Annotated in this window: 22 protein-coding genes and 2 tRNA genes; 17 read left to right on the forward strand and 7 right to left on the reverse strand. The window is 68.3% G+C overall.

Going from position 1 to position 22,972, the window contains the following annotated elements; all coding sequences use genetic code 11:
• Positions 1-9 precede the first annotated feature (9 nt).
• Positions 10-1,284 carry an iron uptake transporter deferrochelatase/peroxidase subunit gene (gene efeB, locus RV045_RS01525; RefSeq protein WP_423233996.1) on the forward strand — a complete coding sequence of 425 codons (1,275 nt, stop codon included), beginning with the start codon at positions 10-12 and terminating at the stop codon, positions 1,282-1,284.
• Positions 1,277-3,061 carry an FTR1 family iron permease gene (locus tag RV045_RS01530; protein WP_423233997.1) on the forward strand — a complete coding sequence of 595 codons (1,785 nt, stop codon included), beginning with the start codon at positions 1,277-1,279 and terminating at the stop codon, positions 3,059-3,061. Before efeB ends, RV045_RS01530 begins: the two co-directional genes overlap by 8 nt.
• Here the strand turns inward: RV045_RS01530 and RV045_RS01535 are convergent.
• Entirely contained in the window at positions 3,009-4,307 is a 1,299-nt protein-coding gene (locus RV045_RS01535; RefSeq protein ID WP_423233998.1) for an aminotransferase class I/II-fold pyridoxal phosphate-dependent enzyme, read from the reverse strand. The two genes, RV045_RS01530 and RV045_RS01535, sit on opposite strands and share 53 nt — an antisense overlap.
• Before the next feature lie 117 nt (positions 4,308-4,424).
• On the opposite strand from RV045_RS01535, the gene RV045_RS01540 reads away from it, so the two are divergent.
• Complete coding sequence (locus RV045_RS01540) at positions 4,425-5,285, forward strand: GGDEF domain-containing protein (RefSeq protein ID WP_423233999.1); 861 nt, start codon at positions 4,425-4,427, stop codon at positions 5,283-5,285.
• Between the two features lie 56 nt (positions 5,286-5,341).
• Positions 5,342-6,208, forward strand: coding sequence for a GGDEF domain-containing protein (locus tag RV045_RS01545; protein WP_423234000.1), 867 nt, complete (start codon positions 5,342-5,344; stop codon positions 6,206-6,208).
• Positions 6,209-6,236: 28 nt separating this feature from the next.
• On the opposite strand, the gene RV045_RS01550 is transcribed toward RV045_RS01545, so the two are convergent.
• Positions 6,237-8,588, reverse strand: coding sequence for a UvrD-helicase domain-containing protein (locus tag RV045_RS01550; protein ID WP_423234001.1), 2,352 nt, complete (start codon positions 8,586-8,588; stop codon positions 6,237-6,239).
• Positions 8,589-8,652: 64 nt separating this feature from the next.
• Between RV045_RS01550 and RV045_RS01555 the strand changes: the two genes are divergently transcribed.
• A tRNA-Leu gene (locus RV045_RS01555) sits at positions 8,653-8,739 on the forward strand.
• Positions 8,740-8,808: 69 nt separating this feature from the next.
• On the opposite strand, the gene RV045_RS01560 is transcribed toward RV045_RS01555, so the two are convergent.
• Entirely contained in the window at positions 8,809-9,555 is a 747-nt protein-coding gene (locus RV045_RS01560) for a hypothetical protein (RefSeq protein WP_423234002.1), read from the reverse strand.
• 207 nt (positions 9,556-9,762) lie between these two features.
• Between RV045_RS01560 and RV045_RS01565 the strand changes: the two genes are divergently transcribed.
• The 4 genes from RV045_RS01565 to RV045_RS01580 all read left to right on the forward strand — a co-directional run bounded on the left by RV045_RS01565 (position 9,763) and on the right by RV045_RS01580 (position 12,472).
• Positions 9,763-10,704: a D-hexose-6-phosphate mutarotase gene (locus RV045_RS01565; RefSeq protein WP_423234003.1), complete on the forward strand. Its 942-nt coding sequence runs from the start codon at positions 9,763-9,765 to the stop codon at positions 10,702-10,704.
• Positions 10,704-11,486, forward strand: coding sequence for an AzlC family ABC transporter permease (locus tag RV045_RS01570; protein WP_423234119.1), 783 nt, complete (start codon positions 10,704-10,706; stop codon positions 11,484-11,486). Before RV045_RS01565 ends, RV045_RS01570 begins: the two co-directional genes overlap by 1 nt.
• The gene (locus tag RV045_RS01575) at positions 11,483-11,824 is read left to right on the forward strand and encodes an AzlD domain-containing protein (protein ID WP_423234004.1); all 342 of its coding nucleotides are present in this window, start codon (positions 11,483-11,485) and stop codon (positions 11,822-11,824) included. The genes RV045_RS01570 and RV045_RS01575 overlap by 4 nt, the downstream gene beginning before the upstream one ends.
• A gap of 132 nt (positions 11,825-11,956) precedes the next feature.
• A complete protein-coding gene (locus RV045_RS01580) occupies positions 11,957-12,472 on the forward strand; it encodes a copper resistance protein NlpE (RefSeq protein WP_423234005.1) in 516 nt (171 codons plus the stop codon).
• A gap of 19 nt (positions 12,473-12,491) precedes the next feature.
• Here the strand turns inward: RV045_RS01580 and RV045_RS01585 are convergent, their stop codons facing one another.
• The 3 genes from RV045_RS01585 to RV045_RS01595 are packed head-to-tail and all read right to left on the reverse strand — an operon-like array spanning position 12,492 to position 17,761.
• Entirely contained in the window at positions 12,492-13,346 is an 855-nt protein-coding gene (locus RV045_RS01585) for a nitrilase-related carbon-nitrogen hydrolase (protein ID WP_423234006.1), read from the reverse strand.
• Positions 13,347-13,356: 10 nt separating this feature from the next.
• Complete coding sequence (locus tag RV045_RS01590; RefSeq protein ID WP_423234007.1) at positions 13,357-15,069, reverse strand: flavin monoamine oxidase family protein; 1,713 nt, start codon at positions 15,067-15,069, stop codon at positions 13,357-13,359.
• A 22-nt stretch (positions 15,070-15,091) separates the two neighbouring features.
• The gene (locus RV045_RS01595; protein ID WP_423234008.1) at positions 15,092-17,761 is read right to left on the reverse strand and encodes a DNA internalization-related competence protein ComEC/Rec2; all 2,670 of its coding nucleotides are present in this window, start codon (positions 17,759-17,761) and stop codon (positions 15,092-15,094) included.
• A gap of 103 nt (positions 17,762-17,864) precedes the next feature.
• On the opposite strand from RV045_RS01595, the gene RV045_RS01600 reads away from it, so the two are divergent.
• The 7 genes from RV045_RS01600 to RV045_RS01630 all read left to right on the forward strand — a co-directional run bounded on the left by RV045_RS01600 (position 17,865) and on the right by RV045_RS01630 (position 21,056).
• Entirely contained in the window at positions 17,865-18,341 is a 477-nt protein-coding gene (locus RV045_RS01600; protein ID WP_423234009.1) for a RidA family protein, read from the forward strand.
• 65 nt (positions 18,342-18,406) lie between these two features.
• A complete protein-coding gene (locus tag RV045_RS01605) occupies positions 18,407-18,940 on the forward strand; it encodes a disulfide bond formation protein B (RefSeq protein WP_423234010.1) in 534 nt (177 codons plus the stop codon).
• A 9-nt stretch (positions 18,941-18,949) separates the two neighbouring features.
• Positions 18,950-19,390, forward strand: a complete 441-nt coding sequence (locus RV045_RS01610) for a MerR family transcriptional regulator (protein ID WP_423234011.1) — start codon at positions 18,950-18,952, stop codon at positions 19,388-19,390.
• Between the two features lie 56 nt (positions 19,391-19,446).
• Positions 19,447-19,523 (forward strand) — tRNA-Pro (locus RV045_RS01615).
• A gap of 82 nt (positions 19,524-19,605) precedes the next feature.
• Entirely contained in the window at positions 19,606-20,328 is a 723-nt protein-coding gene (locus RV045_RS01620; RefSeq protein WP_423234012.1) for a DUF3047 domain-containing protein, read from the forward strand.
• A 124-nt stretch (positions 20,329-20,452) separates the two neighbouring features.
• A complete protein-coding gene (locus RV045_RS01625; protein WP_423234013.1) occupies positions 20,453-20,767 on the forward strand; it encodes a transcriptional regulator in 315 nt (104 codons plus the stop codon).
• Positions 20,760-21,056, forward strand: coding sequence for a BrnA antitoxin family protein (locus RV045_RS01630; protein ID WP_423234014.1), 297 nt, complete (start codon positions 20,760-20,762; stop codon positions 21,054-21,056). Before RV045_RS01625 ends, RV045_RS01630 begins: the two co-directional genes overlap by 8 nt.
• 16 nt (positions 21,057-21,072) lie before the next feature.
• Here RV045_RS01630 and RV045_RS01635 read toward each other — a convergent pair whose 3' ends face one another.
• Entirely contained in the window at positions 21,073-21,606 is a 534-nt protein-coding gene (locus RV045_RS01635) for a gluconokinase (RefSeq protein ID WP_423234015.1), read from the reverse strand.
• 157 nt (positions 21,607-21,763) lie between these two features.
• On the opposite strand from RV045_RS01635, the gene RV045_RS01640 reads away from it, so the two are divergent.
• Complete coding sequence (locus tag RV045_RS01640; RefSeq protein WP_423234016.1) at positions 21,764-22,963, forward strand: glycine C-acetyltransferase; 1,200 nt, start codon at positions 21,764-21,766, stop codon at positions 22,961-22,963.
• Positions 22,964-22,972: the final 9 nt, after the last annotated feature.

The raw sequence follows: 22,972 nt of genomic DNA on the forward strand, positions 1-22,972 counted from the left end.
AGCTGCAGCATGACATCCGAAGACTCCCGCGCCGCCCTGCCCTCGCGGCGGCGTTTTCTGGGTCAGGCGGGCGCCACTTCGGTGGGCCTGGGCGCGGCCCTGCTGTCGGGCTGTGCGGATAAAACCGCCCAAGCGGCCCAAGCCGCCCAGAGTACAGCGGCCGCCAGCCCGGGCGGCTGCGAGCCGGCCAGTGCATCGGCTGTCCTGCCCTTTTACGGCGAGCACCAGGCCGGCATCGTCACTGCGGCGCAGAAGTTCATCTACTTTCTGGTGCTGGATCTGCACAGCACGGATCTGGACGAGATCCGCGACGTGTTCCGCCGCTGGACCACTTTTGCCGCGCTGCTCACCCAGGGCAAGAACAGCCAGCCCTACAGCAGCAACGGCTACATCCCGCCAACCGACACCGGCGAGGCCGACAGCCTGGGCGCGCACCGCCTGACGCTGACTTTCGGCGTTTCGCCCGCCTTCCTGCGCAAGCTGGGGCTGGACAAACAGGCGCCGCCCGAATTCACCGACCTGCCGCTCTTCCCGCGCGACCAGTTGCGGGCGGAGCTCAGCGGCGGCGACATCTGCATCCAGAGCTGCGCGGACGACCCGCAGGTCGCCTTCCATGCGGTGCGCCAGCTGGTGCGCCACGCGCGCTCCTCGGTGACCATGCGCTGGAGCCAGGCGGGTTTCAGCTCGTCCGACCGCGCCAGCGACACGCCGCGCAACCTCTTCGCCTTCAAGGACGGCACAGCCAACGCCGAAACGCTGCAGCAGGCCGACCGCCACATCTGGGTGCAGACGCCCGGCTGGCTGCAGGGCGGCAGCTACCTGGTGGCGCGCAAGATCGTCATGCACCTGGAAACCTGGGATCGCACCAGCGCCCGCGGCCAGGACGACACCTTCGGGCGTCACCGCAGCAGCGGCGCGCCGCTGGGCGGCAAAAACGAAAACGACGCTTTGGACCTTACCGCCAAAGACGCCAAAGGCCAGCCGCTGATCCCGGCCGATTCGCACGTGGCGCTGGCGCACCGCACCGGGGTGAAAATGCTGCGGCGGTCGTATTCCTACGCCAGCGGGATTGATCCGCTGACCGGCCAGTTCGACGCGGGGCTGATGTTTGTGTCCTTCCAGCAGTCGCCGCAGCAGTTCATTGCCATCCAGTCGGCGCTGGGCCGGGTGGATGCGATGAACGAGTACATCACCCACATTGGCAGTGGCCTGTTCGCCTGTTTTGGCGGCGTGCAGGACGGCCGTTATCTTGGACAGTCCCTTCTGGAGAAGCAGCATGGCTGATGGTGCATTGAGCAAAATCCTGCGGCGCGGCGTGGCCACGCTGGCGCTGGCCTTCGGCGTGACGCTGGCCGCCCTGGCCCCCGGCCACAGCCAGGCCGCCGAAACGGCGGCTGTGCCGGTCAGCCACCTGTTCATCACCCTGTCGGATGCCATGGACACGGTTCAGGCCGGCCATTCGTCCGACACCGTGCGCCTGCTGCTGCAGATGCAGGACGACATCTCCCGGCTCAACGCACCCGATTCGGCGCAGAAGCAGCAGGTGGTGCAGCGTCTGAAAGAGGCCATGGCCAACCCGGATGCCATGCACATGGCCGGCCTGTCCACCGCGCTGCGCGGCTTCGAGCAGGCGCTCAACCCGGTCGATTTCAGCGCACAGCGCGCCGAATTCCGCCGCCGCATCACCCCGGCCTACGCGCAGCTGGCGCAATCCATCGCCGAGCACAGCGACGCGCCCACGCTGCTGGCCGCCTACCAGCGCTTCAACAGCACCTGGCTGGCCTCCGAGCGCGTGGTGCGCAGCAGCAGCATCAGCCACTACGGCGCGGTCGAAGTGGCCATGGCGCTGATGCGCGTGGCGCTGGAAACCCAGCCGCTGGATATGGACAAGGTGCGCGCGCAATCGGTGCAGCTCAAGGCCGTGCTGGACAGCTACAACAGCGGTGAAAAACTGGCTGCCGCAGCCACGCCTGCCGCCGACGCCGCCATGGATCTGCCCGCCGCCACCGGGCTGCTGCGCCAGGGGCTGAACGCCTTTCGCGCCGGACAGATCGCCACCGGCCAGGCCAGCCTGACGCACTTCATCAGCGTCTGGCCGACCCTTGAGGGCCAGGTCAGCACACGCAACCCCGCGCTCTACGACCGGATCGAAAGCGAGCTGCCGGTGATCCTGGCACATGGCGCGAGCACCGCGCAGCAGCTGCAGCTGGAATCCCTCATCAGCGCGCTGGACCAGATCAACCCGCAGGCGCAGTACACCGCGCTGGACGCCATGCTGATCCTGCTGCGCGAAGGCCTGGAAGCGCTGCTGGTGGTCATGGCGCTGCTGGCCGCGCTCAAGGCCGCCGGGCAGACCACCGGCCAAGGCTGGATCATCGGCGGGGTGGTCGCCGGGGTGGCCGCCAGCGTGGTCGGCGCCATAGCGCTGCAGCAGCTCTTTCCGGACACGGCGGGCAGCCAGCGCGAGCGGCTGGAGGGCCTGGTCGGCGTCGTCACCGTCGCCCTGATGCTGGCGGTGGGCGCCTGGCTGCACAGCAAATCCAGCCTGAAGTCCTGGAACCAGTACATCCGCAAGCACATGAGCAAGGCGCTGACCACGGGCAGCCTGGCCTCGCTGTTTGGCCTGAGCTTCCTGTCGGTGTTCCGCGAGGGCGCGGAAACCATCCTGTTTTACACCGGCATCCTGCCGCAGATGGCGCTGGGCGATTTCCTGCTGGGTATCGCCATGGCGCTGGCGCTGCTGGCGGTGATCGGTTTCGTGCTGCTGCGCGGCAGCATCAAAATCCCCATGAGCACGATGTTCCGCATCCTGACCTGGACGATTTACGCGCTGGGCTTCAAGATTCTGGGCGTCAGCCTGCACACGCTGCAGATCAGCGGCCTGATCCAGACCAGCCCGCTGCTGGGCAGCTGGCTGCAGAACCCGGCGCTGGGCCTGTATCCCACGCTGGAAACGCTGGGCGCGCAGGGGCTGTACATCGTGGTGATCGTGCTGATCCAGATGGGTGTCAGCCGCAGCCTGGCGCCAGCACGTCCGGCTCCCGCCAGCCTTCGTCCCTGAGCGCATCACGCAGCGCCCCCGCCAGCGCATCGACCTGTTCGGCGCTGTGCGCGGCGCTGAAGGTGATGCGCAGGCGCGCCGTGCCCGGTGGCACTGTGGGCGGACGGATGGCGCCCACGCGCAGGCCCTGATCGTCCAGGCGTTGGGCCAGGCGCAGCGCGGTGGCGTTGTCGCCGACCAGCCAGGCCTGGATGGGGGTGTGTGACGGGATCAGCCCCGGCGCGTGCCCGGCGGGCAGCACCAGCCCTTCAGGCGGAAGCAGCCCGGCCATGGCGGCGACAAAGCGCGCGACATGATCCAGCACGCGCTGGCGGCGCTCCAGGCCTTCGGGCGAGCGGACGATCTGCAGCGCGGCCAGCGTGGCGTGGCTGAGCAGCGGCGGCGTCGCCGTGGTGTAGATATAAGGGCGCGCATGCTGGATCAGATGCTCGATGACCAGGGGCGGCGCGACCACAAAAGCCCCGCCCACACCCAGCGCCTTGCCCAGCGTACCGACCAGCACCAGCCGCTCGCTGCGCACGCCCTGCTGCGCCAGGCAGCCCTGGCCCTCCTGCGCCCCCAGCACGCCCACGCCGTGTGCGTCGTCCACGATCAGCCAGGCGTCGTGCTGATCGCACAGGCGCAGCAGGCCGATCAGATCGGCGCAATCGCCGTCCATGCTGAAGACGCCGTCGGTGACGATCCACTTCCAGCGCGCCGGGCTGGCGGCCAGTTGCCGGTCCAGCGCGGCCAGATCGGCGTGCGGATAACGCAGCACGGTGCAGCGCTGGCTGGCGCGCGCCAGGCGGGCGCCGTCGATCAGCGAGGCGTGATTCAGCCGGTCGCAGAAGAAGGCCGAATCTTCGCTGGCCAGTGCGCCCAGCGCACCCAGATTGGCCATGAAGCCGGTGGAGACATACAGCGCCCGCACCTGCGGGATATGCGGCGCGAACCAGTCGGCCAGCGCCTCTTCCAGCGCGTCGTGGCAGGCGTGGTGACCGCTGATCAGGTGCGAGGCGCCGCTGCCCACGCCGTGACGCTGCGCGGCGTCGCTGGCAGCCTGCGCCAGGCGCGGGTGCTGCGCCAGGCCCAGATAGTCGTTGCTGCAGAACAGGATCTGCCCGCCCTGCAGCCTTCGGCGGCGGCGCAGCCCTTGCGCGTCCTGCGCGGCCAGGCCCGTCTGCCAGCGCGCGTGCCAGGCGACCAGGCGGGGGTCGGTGGCCTCGTTCAGGAGCGTGTCGGGTTCGGGGGGGAGCGCTGATCTCATCGGGCGATTCTATCCACTGGCCCCACGCAGGCAAGATGGGTCCAGAGCGGAACAAATTCACACCCGCCCGCCGCTGGCCCGACGGTCCTGCGGGCGAAGCGGGTTACAAAGCGGCTCATGTTTGCCGCTTTTGTCACCGCCGCGCTGCTGCTGGTCTGCATGGACTACGGCACCGACCTGCTCGTGCCTTTCACCTCGCTTTACATGGCGCTGATTTTTGCGGCCTCGCAGAAAGTGAGTCCGCTGAAGGTCTACGCCCTGACCCTGGTCTGCCTGGCCGGAACCTGCGCGATGGACATGCTGCTGCTGGACGCGTCTGGCGGGCATTACGTGGTGCTGCTGTTCTGGCGCGTATTGATCAACGCCATGTCTTTTTTCGGGACGGCGTGGCTGTGCAACAGCTGGAACCGCGTCCGTCAGGATCTGCAGCGCAAAAGCGACCGCGATTTCCTGACGGGCCTGAGCAACCGGCGCCACTTCATGCAGGAACTGGAGCGCGAAATCGACATCCACTGCCGCAGCCTTCAGCCCTTTGCGATCGCTTTTGTCGATGTCGATGACTTCAAGGTCATCAACGACACCCTGGGCCACCGCCGGGGCGACGAGCTGCTGGTGGAAATCGCCAGCGTGCTGGGCCACGAAACGCGCAGCATTGATCTGGCCGGCCGCTACGGCGGCGACGAGTTCGTGATCTTCCTGCGCGAGGTCAGCCTGGCGCAGTCGCGGGAAATCGTCGAGCGCATCCATGCCCGCCTGACGCAGCAGCTCAGCCAGAGCCGGACCCCGGTCACCTTCAGCATGGGCAGCGTCAGTTTTGTGCTGAACCGGCGCATTGGCGCCGAGGAGCTGGTTGCTATGGCCGACCGCGAGATGTACCGCATCAAAAAGCGCGGCAAAAGTGGCGTCAGCGTGGTGAGCTGCGACCTGACCGACGCCGCTTTGGCCGCGCCCGCGAAAAGCCGGGTGGCTGCGGTGTGATTTCCTGGACGAACTCACCCCCGTCCCGCCGCAGCACCGTGCTACAAATTCTGCATATGTTTTTTGACCGCAACCGCGCCTTCATTTTCCCCGGCTTCGTCCTGCTGGTCGGGCTGGTTCTGGTGATTGATTACCAGACCATCCTGCTTGTGCCGTTCACGTCGGTCTACATGGTCGTCCTGTACCTTGCATCGAAAAAAGTCGATACGATCCAGGTCTACGTGCTGGCCGCCCTGTGCCTGGCGGGCACTTTCCTGCTCGACCTGTTCATGATCGGTCCGGAGACCCAGCAGGTGGCGCTGCTGCTGTCCTGGCGGCTGCTGATCAACGCGCTGTCCTTTTTTGGCACGGCGGTGATGAGCACGCGGCTCACCGAGGTGCACGATCGCCTGATCGAGCAGAGCGACCAGGATTTCCTCACCCAGATTCTCAACCGGCGCAGCTTCACCCGCGAGCTGGACCGCGATGTCAGCATCCACTGCCGCCAGAGGCGCCCCTTTGCCATCGCTTTTTTTGATGTCGACAACTTCAAGGTCATCAACGACACGCGGGGCCACAAGTTTGGCGACCGGGTGCTGATCGAGGTGGCGCGCTCGCTGGAGCGCCACATCCGCAGCATGGACCGCGCCTGCCGCTACGGGGGCGACGAGTTCGTGGTTTTTCTGGGTGAGGTGGACGAGGACAAGGCCCAGTGCGCCATCCAGCGCGTGCGCGGCCAGCTTTACGCCGACGTGGGCAGCGTTTACCCGGACATTTCACTGAGCATCGGGGTCGTGGTGTTTGCGCTGGACCGCGTCGTCAGCGCCGAAGAGCTCATCGCCCAGGCCGACCGCGAGATGTACACCATCAAGAAACGCGCCAAAAACGACGTCAGCGTGGTGCGCTTCGTGCCGCCGCAAGCCTCCCAGCCCAAAGCGGCCTGAGCGCGGCATGGCCCCGGCGGGCCTGCGCTCAGATCGGCTGCAGTTTGGCCAGCGTCTGATCCAGCCATTTCTCGCCGTGGCGCCTGAAAGCCACCTGCACACGGGCCTGGGGCTGCGTGCCCTCGATGGCCAGCACGCGGCCTTCGCCGAATTTGGTGTGGAACACCCCCTGCCCCTTGCGTAATGCGGTGCCGCTGGCGGGTGGCGGCGCGTCCTGGCGGGCGGGCTCGGTCGGGCTGGCCTGAGACTCGGTCCAGACATTGGGCACCGGCGCAGCGGCGGCGGCGCGGCGGTTGCCGCCCCAGCCTGCGCTGCCCACGCTGTCGCGCCCCCAGAAGCTGGCGCCGGTGGCCGCGCGCGGCGGCGTCAGCCACTTGACGGCGCCTTCGGGCAGCTCGTCCAGAAAGCGGCTGGGCACGTTGTAACGGGTCTGGCCGTGCAGCATGCGCGCCTGCGCGTGGCTGATCGACAGGCGCTGGCGCGCCCGCGTGATGGCGACGTACATCAGCCGCCGCTCCTCGTTCAGGCCGTCGGGGTCGGCCAAAGCCTGTTCGTGCGGGAAAAGGCCCTCCTCGGCGCCGACCAGGAAGACGGCATCGAATTCCAGGCCTTTCGCGGCGTGAATGGTCATCAGCTGCACCGCGCTGTGGCCTTCCTGCGCCTGGTTGTCGCCCGCCTCGAGCGCGGCGTGGGTCAGGAAGCTGCTGAGCGTGCCCTGCGCCGCCTCGGGCGGCGCGCCGCTTTCCCCGTCGGCCGCCACTGGCGTGACCGGCGCACCGCGCTGCTCATAGCGCTCGAAAGCGTCGGCGGCGTTGACCAGTTCGCCCAGGTTTTCCAGTCGCTCCTGGCCTTCGCGCTCGGCCTCGTAGGCGGCCTGCAAGCCACTGCCCTCGACCACCCGCTGGATGATTTCCGGCAGCTTCAGGCCGCTGGCGCGCTGGCGCAGATCGTCGATCAGGTCGATGAAGCCCTGCAGGCGGTCACGGCTCCGGTTGTCCGGCAGCGCCGAAACGGCGGCGTAAAGCGACACGCCGTTGTTCTGCGCCGCGTCCTGCAGCTGCTCCAGCGTGCGGGCGCCGATGCCGCGCGCCGGAAAGTTCACCACGCGCAGCCAGCTGCTGCTGTCGTGCGGGTTCTCCAGCAGACGCAGGTAGGCCAGCGCATGCTTGATCTCGGCGCGCTCGAAAAAGCGCAGGCCGCCATAAACGCGGTAAGCGATCCCGGCGTTGAACAGGCCCGATTCCACCCCGCGCGACAGCGCATTGCTGCGGTACAGCACAGCGATCTGGTCCAGCGCAGTGCCTGCACGCTGCAGCGCGGCGACTTCTTCCAGCAGCCAGCGCACCTCGTCGGCGTCGCTGGCCGCGCCCATGACGCGCACGGGCTCGCCCACGCCCGCGTCGGTGCGCAGGGTTTTGCCAAGGCGCACGGTGTTGTTGGAGATCAGCGCATTGGCGCACTCCAGAATGTGCCCGGCCGAGCGGTAGTTCTGCTCCAGCCGGACCAGGCGCTGCGGCGTTTCGCCATCGCGCACGCCGTACTCGCGGGTGAAATCCTCCATATTGCCCACGCGGGCGCCGCGAAAGCCGTAAATGCTCTGGTCGTCGTCGCCGACCACGAAGACGCTCTGCGGCGTGCCCGGCGGCGCCAGCAGCTTCAGCCAGGCGTACTGCAGGCGGTTGGTGTCCTGGAACTCGTCCACCAGCACATGCGCAAAGCGCTGCTGGTAGTGCGCGCGCAGCTCGGGGTGGGCGTGCAGGACCTCGTAAGTGCGCAGCATCAGCTCGGCGAAATCGACCACGCCCTCGCGCTGGCACTGCTGCTCGTAGGCCTCGTAGATGTCGACCAGGGTGCGCGTGTGCGGGCTGTCGATCTCCAGCTGGCCGGGGCGCAGCGCCTCTTCCTTGCAGCCCGCGATGAAGGAGCTGATCTTGCGCGGCGCAAACTGCTCATCGCTCAGGTTCATGGCCTTGAGCACGCGCTTGACGGCCGAGAGCTGATCCTGCATATCCAGAATCTGGAAGGTCTGCGGCAGCCCCGCCGTCTTCCAGTGCAGGCGCAGGAAGCGGTGGCACAGGCCGTGAAACGTCCCGACCCAGAGCTGGCGCAGCGACAGCGGCAGCATCGCGCCCAGGCGGGTGAGCATCTCCCGCGCGGCCTTGTTGGTGAAGGTGACTGCCATGACGCCCCCCGGCGCCACCTGCCCGGTCTGGATCAGCCAGACGATGCGCGTGGTCAGCACCCGCGTCTTGCCCGATCCGGCGCCCGCCAGGATGAGCGCGGGGCCGGGCGGCAGCGTCACGGCCGCGTGCTGCTCGGGGTTGAGACCACGCAGCAGGCCGTCGGGAGAATCAAAGGAGGTCGGTCGGATTTCGGACATCGCGCGATTGTAGGCCGGGTGCGGCTACAATCCTGCCCTGCCCTCACGCAAGGGGGCACGGGACGCGCGGGTGGCGAAATTGGTAGACGCACCAGGTTTAGGTCCTGACGCTGGCAACAGTGTGCGGGTTCGAGTCCCGCCCCGCGCACCAACGATTCATTTCACGAAGACCATATCGGTCCTCCCAGGCCACCCCGTCTGATTCAGGAGGAAAGTCGACTTAACTCTTGCAATCCGTCTCGCGGGCGACCGTTTCTTCACGGTCCTGTCCCTGAAGGCTCTGGACGAGCGGAGCACCCTGCGCGTCGCTGGCGGATTCGGTCGCGGCACTTTCGGGCCGGGATGCGGGGGCTTCTGGCGGCCGCTGCTCGCGCAGGGCGCCAGCGGTTTCTTCCACCTCAGGGACGGGCAGGCCCAATATGGGCAGCGCTTCATCGCGCAGCAGCCAGGTCTGCATGCCACCGCCACGGCCGATCAGCCAGGCCGTGACGCCCTCCCAGGTCAAAGGGTTCAGAACCGCAAGCAGCAGGCTGCGCACGCGTTCGCTGGCATAGAGCGCGGCCGTCCCAGGCAGGATGGTCTGACGGGCGGGCCAACCGTCTTCCAGCAGTTCGAACACCACACTGCCATCGGGCTGGGGGGTGATGCTGATGGGCTCGCGGCCACGCAGCCAGCGCATCAGGTGGATCAGACCGCGGGACCGGATGAGGCCCAGGCTGGTCAGCACCGCAGACAGGCTGGTGCGGCCGTAATCGGTCGGCCCGCCCAGCCAGCGCGCCAGCAGGCCGGGCGGCGGGGCAATCTCGATGATGCGCACCGAAAAACCGCCAGCCGTGTGGCCGGGGCTGATCTCGATGTTCACCCGCGGGCGGGACGGCCGCAGCAGCGCATACGACTCTTCGAGCAGCAGGGTCAGGGCCTGCAGCGCCGGCTGAAAATCAAGCGCCTGCACCTGCGGCGTGACCATGACTGGTCCGTCGTAGAGGAAGTGGAAATTCACGTCGCGGTTACCCATAACGGCATTGTCGGATCGAAAGTGACGCGGCCCAAGAGCGTCCAGACGGCCAAAACGTGCATAAGTCTCACATTTTGGGCATCTCGGCCCTCGCCGACTGGCACGCTACACTGATTGCTGCGGCGTTCTGCCGAAATCCTCGACCGTTTTGCGACCGACATGATCCCGACGCCTGCTCTGCCCCTTGATCTTCCCCCCGGCCTGACACTGGACACGCGCCCCGACGGCTGGACCACCCTGCGCGTGCGCACCGCGCTGGCGCAGGCCGACATCGCGCTGCACGGCGGCCAAATCCTGCACTGGCAGCCGCGTCACGCGGCGCAGCCGGTGCTGTGGCTCTCGCCGCAGGCCGTGCTGCGGGACGGTCAGGCGATACGCGGCGGCGTCCCGGTGTGCTGGCCCTGGTTTGGCCCGGCCGACCGGGCGGGCAACCCGGCGCACGGCGTCGTGCGCACCCGCGCGTGGTCGCTGCGCCAGGCGACAGCAGAGGCGGACGGACGCCTTCTTCTGAGCCTGGACGGCCCGGCCTTTCCGGCCAGCGCGGCGCCCGGCTGGCAAAGCGCCACGCTGCGTCTGGAGATCAGCGTCGGGCTGGAGCTCGCCCTCGCCCTGACCACCACAGCGCCCCCCGAAGCGGGCCCTGAGACCGGCCCTGACACGGGCGCATGGCGGCTGACCGAAGCGCTGCACAGCTATTTCGCCATCAGCGACGTCGCCCACACCCGCATCACGGGCCTGGGCGGCTGCGCGGGCGCCGACAAGCTGCAGAGCGGCGCGGCGGTGACGCTGCCGCAGTCCATCGACCCGGCCCAGCCCGTGGACTGCATGGTCGCGCACAGCGGTGAAGCACTGATTGCCGACAGCGGCTGGCAGCGCCAGATTCGCGTGCGCAAAAGCGGCAGCGCCACCACCATTGTCTGGAACCCCGGCGCGGCGCGCGCGGCCCAGCTGCCCGACATGGCGCAGGACGGCCTGTGGCGCGGCATGGTCTGCGTCGAGGCGGGCAACGGCCCCGGCCAGCCCGTGCGCCTGGCGCCTGGCGCGACGCACCGACTGGCAATGACGCTGTCCGTCGAAGCGCTGGACGGAATTGCCGCGTGATGCCGCTGCGCCTGCGGTCTTTCTTCAGGGGCCTGCAGGCCAGCCTGCCGATTGCGGCGGGTTATCTGCCCATCGCCTTCTCGTTTGGCCTGGTCGCGCTGGCCTCGGGCCTGAGTGCCTGGCAGGGCGTGCTGGTTTCGCTGGTGATATACGCCGGAGCCAGCCAGTTCGTGCTGGCCAGCCTGGTGGCCAGCGGCGCGGGCGCGCTGGCGCTGCTCAGCACGGTGCTGGTGATGAATCTGCGCCATGTCTTTTATGGGGCGCCCACACTGGCGCGGCTGTGGCCGCCCGGCGCGGCGCCGCGCTGGCCGGTGCCCCTGCTGGGCTGGGGCCTGACCGACGAAGTCTTCGTGGCCGCGCAGGGTCGGCTGGAGCGCGTCGCGGTGCCCGAGCGCGAGGACTGGTACCTCGGCCTGCAGCTGGGCGCCTACGCCACCTGGGTGGGCGGCACGGTGCTGGGCGTCAGCGGCGGGCGCTGGCTGGGGGACGCGGCCTGGTTGCAGGCCAGCATCGGTTTCGTGCTGCCGGCGCTGTTTCTGGGGCTGGTGATCGAGCTGTGGCCTGCACGGGCGGGCGCCGCAGTCTCGCTCGAAGAACCTGCAGCAGGGGGCGTGGTGGACGACGTCTCCGCCCGGGCGCTTTTCCTGCGCGTGGCGGGCGTGAGCCTGGCCGTCAGCGCGGCGGCCCTGACGCTGCTGCCCAGCCACTGGGCGCTGCTGGCCGGAATGCTGGCGGGCGCGGCGTCCAGCCTGTGGGGAGGCGCGCGCCGCAGCCGATCATGAGCGACGGCAAGCTCATCCTGACCATCGTGCTGTGCGGCGTGTGCACGGCGCTGATGCGCATTGCGCCCATGCTCTGGGCCCAGCGGCGGCGCAGTCGCAGCGCCCCCGCGCATCCTGCGCTGCAGCGGCTGTCGCGCAGCACGGGGCTGGCGGCCATCGTGGCGCTGCTGGCCAGCGATCTGCTGCCGCGACTGGCCAGATCGCCGCTGCAGCAGGGCCCGGCGCTGGCCGTAGCGATCGCCGTCATCGCCCTCGTCCACCGCCGTTTCGGCCTGACGCCAGCCACCCTGCTCGGCGCCCTGGTGTACGGTGTGGTCAGCACGACACTGCCGCGCTGAAGGCGTCACGGTCTGGTGCCGCGCGCGCCGGTGCGGGGTGGGCGCAGAGGGCTGCGGGCCGCAGACGGTGTCTGGCGTGGCATGATAGAGCCCTGATTTGATTCACTTTCCGACCCGCTCCCACCGGAGTCCATGCCTGCCATGTCCCTGCTGACCGCCGCCGCTCGCCCTGTTCTGACCTTCGCCGCCGGCCTGGCCTGCGCCTTTGGCGCTCTCAGTGCCGTGAGCGCCGCCAGCGCGCCCGCCGATGGCCCCGCCCCGATGAGCGCTCCGGCGGCCCGCCAGGACAGCGTGCAAAAACCCCTCGCCGCCGCCGACGGCCACAGCAGCCGCGACGTGCTGGACTGGGAAGGCACCTATCGCGGTACCCTGCCCTGCGCCGACTGCGACGGCATCAAAACCACGATCACGCTGCGCGGCGACGGCAGTTACAGCCAGACTTCGATCTACGTCGGCCGGGGCGCCCGCTTCAGCGAAACCGGCCGCTACACCTGGAACCGCGCCGGATCGCGCATCACCCTGACCGGCAAGGATCACGATCCCAGCCTCTTCATCGTCGGCGAAAACCACCTGGAGATGCTCAACCAGGACGGCAGCCCGGTCACCGGGCCGCTGGCCAACGATTACCGCCTGGACAAGGTGTCCTGAATCTTCTGAGCGCTCATCGTCAGACCCGCCGTCGGGCGTTCTGCAAAAACGGGTGACGCAGGCGCGACGCCAGCAGATCAGCGCGCCGCCAGGTGGCGCACAGCAGTTCTTCCTGCGCCGCATCGGCCCAGACGGCGCTGCCGTCGCACCAGGCCAGTGTGCTCAGGCCGCCGTAGTGCAGGGTCGCGCTGGCCTCCTCCGGCGCGCTGCCGGGGCGGGTTTCCGCGCCGCAGGTGTTGGCGTAGGCCAGCGCGACCTGGCTCTCGTAGGCCCGCGCGGGCAGCAGCAGTTGCGGCACGGCCTCATAGCCTTGCATGTTGGCGGTGGGCACCAGCACCGCATCCGCGCCCGCCTGCGCAAGGGCGCGCACATTGTCAGCAAATTCAACGTCGTAGCAGATCAGCAGGCCGAAGCGCCAGCCACGCCACAGCGCCACCTGACTGTGCTGCGGCAGATCGCCGGGCGTGAAAACCGCCGCCTCGTCGGAACCAAACAGGTGGGTCTTGCGGTAGTTCAGCAGCGTCTGGCCCTGCTCGTCCACCAGGATCGCGGCATTGGCCACGCCGCCAGCCGCCAGGCGCTCGGGGTAGCCGCAGACCAGCGCGATGCGGCTCTCGCGGGCGATGTCGCCCAGGCGCTGCGCCACCGCTTCAGGCGGCTGGGACAGCGCGGCCAGCCGGTCTGCCCCCAGGTGGTAGCCGCTCAAAATCAGCTCGGGCAGGACCAGCAGATCAACCCCCTGCCCGCGAGCGCGCTGCGCCCAGGCGGCGATACGCGCCCAGGCCGCTTCCAGCCCAGCGGCATCCGCACACGGGTGCTGGCGCATCTGCGCTACGGCCACGGTCAGGCTGTCCTGAATCATCGGGAGACTCATCGCCCGGCCGTCAGTCGGGCAGCGAGATCGGGCCCCATTCGGGGAAGGTGTCGCCGGGACCCGGGTTGGCCGGGTCGCTGCGCCCGCCCAGGTGGCTCATGATGCCCCAGACTGCATTGAGCGCCGTCTGCACCGCGCCCTCGACCCAGGCCGGCGTCCAGGAAATATCGTCGCCCGCCAGGAAAATGCCCCGGTGCGCGGGGGCCATCTCCTGCTGCATGAAGTGGGCGTACATGCGCTGGTTGTAGCGGTAATGGCCGGGCAGCGCGCCTTTGAAAGCGCCCAGAAAGTGCGGATCGGCCTCCCAGGACACGGTGATCGGATCGCCAATGATGTGGCTGGCAATATCCACGTCCGGATAGATTTTGCGCAGCGCGTCCAGCGCCAGGCGCACGCGCTTTTCGGGCGGATGCGGCAGCATTTTCAGCGCGTCGCTCATCCAGGCGTAGGACAGGCAGATGACGCCAGGCTGGCCTTCGCCATGATCGAACAGGTAGGTGCCGCGCGTTAGCCGGTCGGTCAGCGTCATGCTCATGGTGTCCCGGCCGGTGGCGGGGTTGATGTCTTTCCAGAACGGACGATCCACCATCACGAAAGTTTTGCTGGACTGCATGTAGCGCGTGCGGTCCAGCGCCATCCAGGTCGGCTGGGCGAAAAGGCTTTCGTCGCACTCGATCTGGGTGGTCAAAAGCCAGCTCTGGCAGGTGACCAGCACGGCGGCGTAGTCGCGGCGGTGGCTCCAGCTGTCGACCAGGGTGATGCGCTGGCCATCGGCGTGGCGGCGCATTTCGCGCACGCCCGGACGCGGCGCGCCGCTATGCAGGCTGGCCAGCGTGGTGCCTGCGGGCCAGTGCGTCAGGCGATCGGGCGCGTGCGTCCACAGGCTGCGCGGCACCTGGTCGGCACCGCCCTGAATGAGGAACTGGTGGCTGTCGCATTCGGTCAGCACCACGCGCAGGATCTCCAGCATCGAGTTGGGGAAATCCGAATCCCAGCCGCCCGTGCCGAAACCGACCTGGCCGAACACCTCGCGGTGGCGGAAGCTCAGGCGCGAAAAGGCCTCGGATGTGGCGACAAAATCGTAGAAGGTGCGGTCGTCCCACTGCGGGATCAGCGCGTTCCACAGGCGCTTGAGCTGCGCCGGATCGCGCTCGCGGATGGCCTGCTGGATGGCGCCAAACTGCGCGTGGGTCTCCAGCGCGCTGTCCCAGGCCTGGGCCACTTCTGCGAACATCGGCGGCAGATCCGCCAGGGTCCGCGCGTAATGCGTGCGGCCTTCCAGGTCGATGACGGTGCTGGAGCAGTGCGGCGTCAGCGGGTTGGGAAAAGGCTGGGTGCGCAACCCCAGCTGGCGCACGTAGTGGAAGAAGCCCATGCTGGACTGCGGAAAGCGCATACCGCCCAGCTCGGCGACGATGCCTTCGGGCGCGGCGTCAAAGCGCTGCGAGCGCAGCCGCCCGCCCAGCCGCGAAGCCTCGTAAACCACGGGTTTCAGGCCCATGCGCATCAGCTCATACGCCGCGACCAACCCGGCCATGCCGCCGCCCACCACCGCCACCTCCTGCCCGTGCTGGCTGGCGGGCACCTGGCCCAGCCCGGCCGGGTGCGCCAGCCAGTCGTCGTAAGCGAAGGGGAAATCCGGCCCGTAGATGCTGATGGGACGCTGTCCGGGGCGGGCAGGATCGCTGCGGCGGGTGTCAACGGGCTGGGTCGTGCTGTTCATATTTAGTGTCTCCTTGCTGAAACTATAGCTCGCCCGCCTGCCACCAGCGCCGGTACCTGAGCCGCCAGCAGCGGTTTTGCGGGGCCGCCAGCGCGTCGCCCGAGCGCCAGCGCCAGGCGCCGCAGGTGTCGCTGCGCAGCGCGGTGTAGCCCAGCGCCGCGTAACGCGCCATCACGCCCGCGTCGGGGTGGCCGTAGCGGTTGAAGGACCCGGCCTGAACCAGCACGACAGATTGGTCCCCAGTCGCATCCGATGGCCTGCGCAGGGCCTTGAGCCAATCGGTCGACGACGAGGTCTGACTGCCGTGGTGCGGTGCGACCAGCACGTCCACCGGGCCCAGACGCTGCCCGGCCTGCCGATACAGGCCCTGCTGCTGCGCCCAGAGCATGTCGGCCTCCTGCAGCACGCCCGTGTCGCCGGGAATCAGCGCCGCCCGCCCCGCCGCATCCTGCACGCGCAGCACGCAGCTGCCCGCATTGCTGCCGCGCACGGCATCGCCCAGGCGCTGCTCCAGTACCGGCAGCGGGTGGACGATGTCAAAGCGCACGCCGTCCCAGACCCAGCTCTGGCCCTGCAGGCAGTGGCGCAGCGGCGTGCCTGCGGCGCGCAGGGTTGATTCCAGCGGGTGACCTTCGGGCAGCGCGGCCAGAGCCTGCAGGGCGGGCACCGCTTCCAGCACAGAACGCGCGCCGCCGATGTGATCCAGATCCGCATGGCTGAGCACCAGCGCGTCCAGCCGCCTCACGCCCAGGGCGCGCAGCACGGGCACGATGACGCGGCTGCCCGCATCGGGCGGTGGCGGCCCGGTAGCGCCCTGTGGCCCCGGCGGCCGGCCGTAGACCGGGCCAGTGTCGAAGAGCAGGCTGTGCTGGCGGGTGCGCACCAGCACCGCGGTGCCCTGACCAATGTCCAAGGTCATCAGCTCAAAAACGCCGTCGGGCGGCGTCGCTGGCCAGGGCCACACCGCCGGGATCAGCGCCAGTGCGCCCAGCACGCGCCAGCGGCCCCGGGTGGCCAGTACGGCAGCGCAGACCCCGGCGCCCGCCAGTGGCCCGGCGATCAGCGCGGGCCAGGACGTCTCCTGAGGCAGCCACCACACCCCGCCCACGCTGTGTTCCAGCGCGCGCAGCAGCGTCAGGAGCGCCTGGACCAGGTGCGCCGCCACCGTCCACAGCGGCGCAGCCACCAGACCCCCAAACAGCAAAGGCAAGACCAGCGCCGTCACCCAGAACACCGCCACCAGGTTGGCCAGCAGCCCCAGCACCGAGAACTGGCCAAAGAACAGCACCGTCAGCGGCGCCAGGCCCAATGTGAGGGTGGCCTGCTCGCCCAGCGTCAGCGCGAGGGTGCGGCCCAGGCGCTGCAGCGCAGGCGGACGGGCGAGCGGCGCCAGCCCCTGCACGGCCAGGACATCGGCCTGCGCACGGGCGTCGCGCTCCAGGCGCTGGCCGCGCAGCACCAGCAGCGCGACAGCGGCGAAGCACAGCCAGAAGCCCGACTGCAGCCAGGCCCAGGGATCGAGCAGCAGCACGGCGCCCGCAACGGCGGACAGCGTCATCGCCGCATTCCAGCGCAGTCGCCACAGACCCAGCGCCGTCAGCACGGCCAGCATGCACACCGTGCGCTGTGCGGGCACGCCAAAACCGGCGATCAGGGCATACACCAGCGCGATCACAAGCCCGCCCAGCGCCGCCGCATCGGCCGCCGGACAGCGCCGCATCAGCGCGGGCGACAGCCGCCACATACGGCGCAGCAGCCCTGCGGCCAGCCAGGCCAGCGCAGTGATGTGCAGGCCGCTGATGCTCATCAGGTGCGTGATGCCCGTGTCGCGGTACAGCTGCCAGACTTCGGGCGAAATCGCGGGCTGGTCGCCCACGGCCAGCGCGACCAGAGTGCCGGTCACCTCAGAAGGCCAGTCGCGCAGGTGCTGGCGCAGTGCGTCGCGCCAGTGCTCGCGCAGGGCATCGACGGCCAGACCGGGCTCGCGGATCAGCAGCGCAAGGAAGCCGGGCGCAGCACTGATCTGGTGCGGTTCCAACTGCGGTGGCCCCCGTGCCTGCACCGTCGCGGTCAGCGACACGCCGCGCAGCCAGGCCCAGAGCTCCGGATCGCGCTGAGTGAAGTTGGCCAGGCCCCGCACCGGCCGCCAGCGCAGCGGCAGGCGCCAGCGCTGGCCCACGCGCACCACCGGGACCGCCTGCCCCGCCTCAACCGGCCAGAAAACCTGCACCTGAACATCGTTGTCCGACGGATGCCACCCCCCGTCGCCCGGCACGGGCTGCCAGCGCTGCACACGCAGCAGCAGACGCACGCCATCCGGCTGAACCTGCGGCAGATCGGTGATCTGCCCTTCGGCCAGCACCGCCTGCGGCTGGCCTTGCGGCAGCATCTGGCGCAAGTCGGCGCTGGGCCAGCGGGACAGGGCACGGCATTCAGTGAGCGCATGGCCTGCGCCCGCGCCCCACAGCACCGACAGCAGCAAGGCCAGCGGCCCAGCGCCCAGCACGCACCGACGCAGTAGTGGCAGCACCGCCAGCGCGAGCAACAGGGCGACAAGCAGGGCGATCAGCGCGGCGCAGGCCCCGGCTGGCCACAGCGTCTGGCCCAGCCCCTGCAGCACCGATCCGGCCATCGCCCCGGCCAGAATCGCCAGCACACCGCCGTGGCCCCAGCGCGACAGCGGCGGCCGCATCTGGCAGACCCAGGCCCGCACCCGCCGCCCCTCTGCCCGGGCCGCAGTGCACCGCATTGCGCGGGTTAAGATATGTGTTTTCCACATGGATTTCAGACCCGCCATGACCGCACCCCACGACCCTTACGCCCGTCTGGACGCCCTGAACATCACCCTGCCCACCGTGGCCACGCCCGCAGCGGCCTACCTGCCCTTTGTGCAGACCGGCGATCTGGTTTTCCTGTCGGGTCACATCGCCAAACGCGACGGCCAAGTGTGGACGGGTCAGCTCGGCGTGAACATCCCCACGCAGGAGGGTCAGGCTGCAGCCCGCGCCGTCGCCATCGACCTGCTGGGCACGCTGCAGGCCGCAGCGGGGGGCGATTTGCGCCGCGTGCGCCGCATCGTCAAGCTGATGTGCCTGGTCAACAGCGCCCCTGATTTCACCGAGCAGCACCTGGTCGCCAACGGATGCTCCAAACTTCTGGCCGATGTCATGGGACCGGCCGTCGGCCCGCACGCGCGCAGCGCTTTTGGCGTGGCGCAGATTCCGCTGGGGGCCTGCGTCGAGATCGAGCTCACCGCCGAACTCTCCCGCTGATTCACCCGGCAGCGCAAAACTCCCGATTCCGCCCCCACGTCCGTCCACCAGCCGCTAGGTCCGCCATGTTTGTCGACAACCCCCTGCCCTCCTTCAACCAGAAAATGCTGTGGCTGGTCGCCCTGCTGGGGCTGGGCAGCGTGGGCATCGCGCTGGTGTCGCAGCACGTGTTCAATATGCAGCCTTGCCCCTGGTGCATCCTCCAGCGGGTGATTTTTCTGGCGATCGCGGCGGTGGCCCTAATCGCCAGCCTGCTCCAGGGCATGTTCAGCCGCCCGACCGGCACGCGTTTTGTCGTGGCGCTGCTGGCGCTGGGGCTGATTGCGCTGGCGTTCAGCGGCGTGGCGGCTGCGGTCTACCAGGAGCAGGTGGCGGTCAAGCTCGATTCCTGCGTGATGACTTTCGCCGACACCTTCATGACCGATCTGGGCTGGGGCGACATCTTCCCGGACGTCTTCCTGGCGCGCGCGACCTGCGCCGAAGCCGCCGTGAACCTGTTGGGCATCCCCTACGCCTACTGGGGCATGCTGGTTTACCTGCTGATCGCCCTGCTGGGCCTGATCGTGCTGGTGCGCAACCTGCGCGGCCAGCGCCGCTGACATTCGGCCATGGCGACCGAACTGCCCCCCATTCCGCCCAAGCGCTACTTCACCATCGGTGAGGTCAGCGAGCTGTGTGGTGTCAAATCCTACGTGCTGCGCTACTGGGAGCAGGAGTTCAGCCAGCTCAAGCCCATGAAGCGGCGCGGCAACCGCCGCTACTACCAGCACCACGAGGTGCAGCTGATCCGGCGCATCCGCGAACTGCTGTACGACGAAGGCTTCACCATCAGCGGCGCGCGCAACCGCCTCTCCGAGCCCGATGCACCGCCGCCCGCTGTCGCGCCTGCACCCGCAGCACCTGCCGCAGTTGTTCGCCCGGCCTTCACGCTGACCCCGCCGCCGTCAAGCGCTGTCCCTGCCGCTCCGCTGGCCTGGCCCGAGCTGCGCCGCGAGCTGCTGGCGCTGCGCGCCGAGCTCGATCAGGCGCTCGGCCCGATTGATGCTTAAAAAATTTCAGTACGGCAGAATTTTGCGGATTTCTTCCCTATAATCTTGGATTCAGTCGGGGCGTAGCGCAGCCTGGTAGCGCACTTGCATGGGGTGCAAGGGGTCGCGAGTTCGAATCCCGCCGCCCCGACCAATGAAAATCAGAGGCCTTGCAGACGAAAGTCTGCGAGGCCTTTGTATTTTCAGCCTCCCCTGTCCTGAATGGAGTCCCGAATATGCTGAAAGCCAGTCTGATCCTGCTGAGTCTCCTGCCCGCCGCCGCACAAGCCGTTGACGTGGGTCGCTTCAAAGAAAGCAGCGGTGCGCCGCCAGCGCCCTGGCGGCTGCAGACCCTCAACGACAAGCTGGCGCCCACGCACTACGCCCTGCGGGACTGGGATGGCGTGAACGCCATCGAGGCCAAAGCGAAAGCCAGCATGGCGCTGATGGCCCGCCCGCTGTCCGTGGATCTGGCCAAAACGCCGGTGCTGTGCTGGCGCTGGCGGGTGGATGCCCCGCTGAAAAACGCCGACCTGCGCACGAAAGAAGGCGACGATTATGCGGCCCGGGTCTACATCACCTTCAAGATCAAGCCCGAAGCGCTGGATTTTGCGACGCGCGCCAAACTGCGCATCGGCCGCGCCATTTTTGGTGACCAGCTGCCCGACGCCGCGATCAACTACGTGTGGGACAACCGCTACCCCGTGGGCACCCGCGAACCCAGCGCTTACACCGACCGCGTGCGCCTGATTGTCGCCCGCTCCGGCGCAGCCGACGCGGGCCATTGGGTCGACGAGCGCCACGACGTGCTGGCCGACGCCACGCAGGCCTTCGGCCCCGACATTGCCGCCGCTCGTCAGCTCGCCGTGGCCAGCGACACCGACAACACCGGCGAAGAAGCCCACGCAGGCTTTGCCGACCTTCATTTTGTGGCGCGCGATGCGCCGTGTGTGTTCTGAAAAATCAAGACATCGCGCCGCGAGCCGCGCTTTCAGAGCAGCGTCACAGCACCACGCCGGATTTGACACCGTAATTATTTGGGTGCACAATAAATTCGTTCAACAGCGCGAAAAGAGCAAAAACATGCTGATGACTGTGACCGAAACCCCTGAATTTATTGCCAGCGTGTCCCGGATCTGGAGCGAAGCCGAAAGGCACGACTTCATTGACTGGATCGCGGACAACCCCGATTCGGGCGATGTCATTCCGGGCTCAGGCGGACTGCGCAAAGTGCGCTGGTCGGCCCAAGGGAAAGGTAAGCGTGGCGGAGCGCGGGTGGTTTATTTTATCCGGACCCAGCAGGGTGACCTTGTGTTGGTGACGGCTTACACCAAAGGCCGTATCGAAAACATTCCCGCGCACCTGCTGCGCTCACTGATGGAGAAATTCAATGTCTGAGCCAACCGCAGAACTCGATAAAGATTCCGCCGCTTTGCTCGCCTCGCTCGAGCGAGGTTTGCAGCAAGTCGCAGAGGACGATGTCCAGCGACATACCTCTGCGCAGATTGCTGCCCGTAGGCGCGGTCGCCCGCCAGGCAGTGTGCAAGCTGTCACCAAAGAAGCGGTCAAGCTGCGGCTGGATGCCGATGTTCTGGCCGCGTTGCGCGCTTCCGGGGAGGGCTGGCAGACCCGTATCAATGACGCCCTGCGTGCTTCCCTCAGGCTGACCGGCAAGGTCTCGTCATGAAAATGAGTGCCTGCGCTCAGGTCACACACTGAAGCGCCAGCACCTGCTCCAGCAGTCTCTGCGGCGGCACCGTCGCATCCAGCACCACGCCCCGTTCGTCGGGCCGCAGCGGCTCTATCGTGCCGAGCTGGCTGTCCAGCAGCGTGGAGCCCATGAAGTGGCTCTCCCGCGTGTCCAGGCGCTGCGCGAGCACCTCACGCGGCGCCTGCAGCAGCACGAAAAAGGCGCGCGGGTCGCCCTGGCGCAGGCGGTCGCGATAGCTGGCTTTCAGCGCCGAGCAGGCCAGCACCGCCGGTCCGGATTCTGTCGTAGCCGCGTGGCGCAACTCCTGCGCCAGCGTGTCCAGCCAGCCCCAGCGGTCTTCATCGGTCAGCGCGATGCCTTGGCTCATCCGGGCGATGTTGGCGGCCGGGTGATAGCTGTCGCCTTCGATGAAGCGGCCGTCCAGATGCTGCGCCAGCATCTGGCCCAGCGTGGATTTGCCGCAGCCCGAAACGCCCATGATGATCAGGGGCGCAGGGCGCAGGGGCGATGCCGGGCGGATGTTCATGAAGTCATGTTAGCGCTATCATTGTTCGACAGTAACCGGGAAAACCCTGGGCAACTGGCGCACCAGTCCAGCACGGCAGCGGATGGCGCGATGATGCGGTCTGTGCGTCGCAGCCCAACGAATCCGCGCGGCGCCGGAACGCTGAAGGATTTCTGCCATGCGCGAGCAATTTCTGGCCCATCTGCGCCAGACCACCGGACAGATCCGGGCGGACGGTTTTTACAAGGACGAGCGCACCATCGCCAGCCCGCAGTCGGCGCTGATCCGGCTGCAGGATGGCCGCGAGGTGCTGAACTTCTGCGCCAACAACTACCTGGGCCTGGCCGACGACCCGCGCCTGGTGCAGGCCGCGCGCAGCGGGCTGGACGACTACGGCTTTGGCATGGCGTCGGTGCGCTTCATCTGCGGCACGCAGACGGTGCACCGCCAGCTTGAAACTGCGCTGTCCGCCTTCCTGGGCACGCAGGACACAATCCTCTACGGCAGCTGCTTTGACGCCAACGGCGGCCTGTTCGAAACCCTGCTGGGCGAAGAGGACGCGGTGATCTCCGATGCGCTCAACCACGCTTCCATCATCGACGGTGTGCGCCTGTGCAAGGCGCGACGCTACCGCTACCGCAACAACGACATGGCCGATCTGGAGGCACAGCTCAAAGCGGCGGTGGCCGACGGCACGCGCTTTCGGCTGATCGCCACCGACGGCGTGTTCTCGATGGACGGCGTCATCGCCGATCTGGCCAGCCTCTGCGACCTGGCTGACCGCTATGGCGCACTGGTCATGGTGGACGATTCGCACGCCGTCGGCTTTGTCGGCACCGGCGGCCGGGGCACGCCGGAGCACTGCGGCGTGCAGGGCCGCGTCGACATCCTGACCGGCACGCTGGGCAAGGCGCTGGGCGGCGCGTCGGGGGGGTACACCTCGGGCCGGGCGGAAATCATCGAACTGCTGCGCCAGCGCTCGCGGCCCTATCTGTTCTCGAACACGCTGGCGCCCAGCATCGCGGCGGCCTCGCTGCGCGTGCTGCAGTTGCTGGACAGCCCCGAGGGCGCCGACCTGCGCCAGCGCGTGCGCGACAACGGTGAGCACTTCCGCCGCGAGATGGCTGCCCACGGCTTCACCCTGGCTGGGCGCGATCACCCCATCATCCCGGTGATGCTGGGTGACGCCCAGCTCGCCGGGCGCATGGCGCAGGCGCTGCTGGACGAGGGCGTTTACGTGGTCGGCTTCTCCTACCCCGTGGTGCCCAAAGGCCAGGCGCGCATCCGCACGCAGATGAGCGCCGCGCACACGCCCGAACAGATACGCCAGGCGGTGGCCGCCTTTGCCCGCGTCGGCCAGACGCTGGGTGCCCTTTAAATTCCGGGA

This window comes from Amphibiibacter pelophylacis, from assembly GCF_037688875.1.
In the GTDB taxonomy this organism is placed as follows: Bacteria; Pseudomonadota; Gammaproteobacteria; order Burkholderiales; family Burkholderiaceae_C; genus Amphibiibacter; species Amphibiibacter pelophylacis.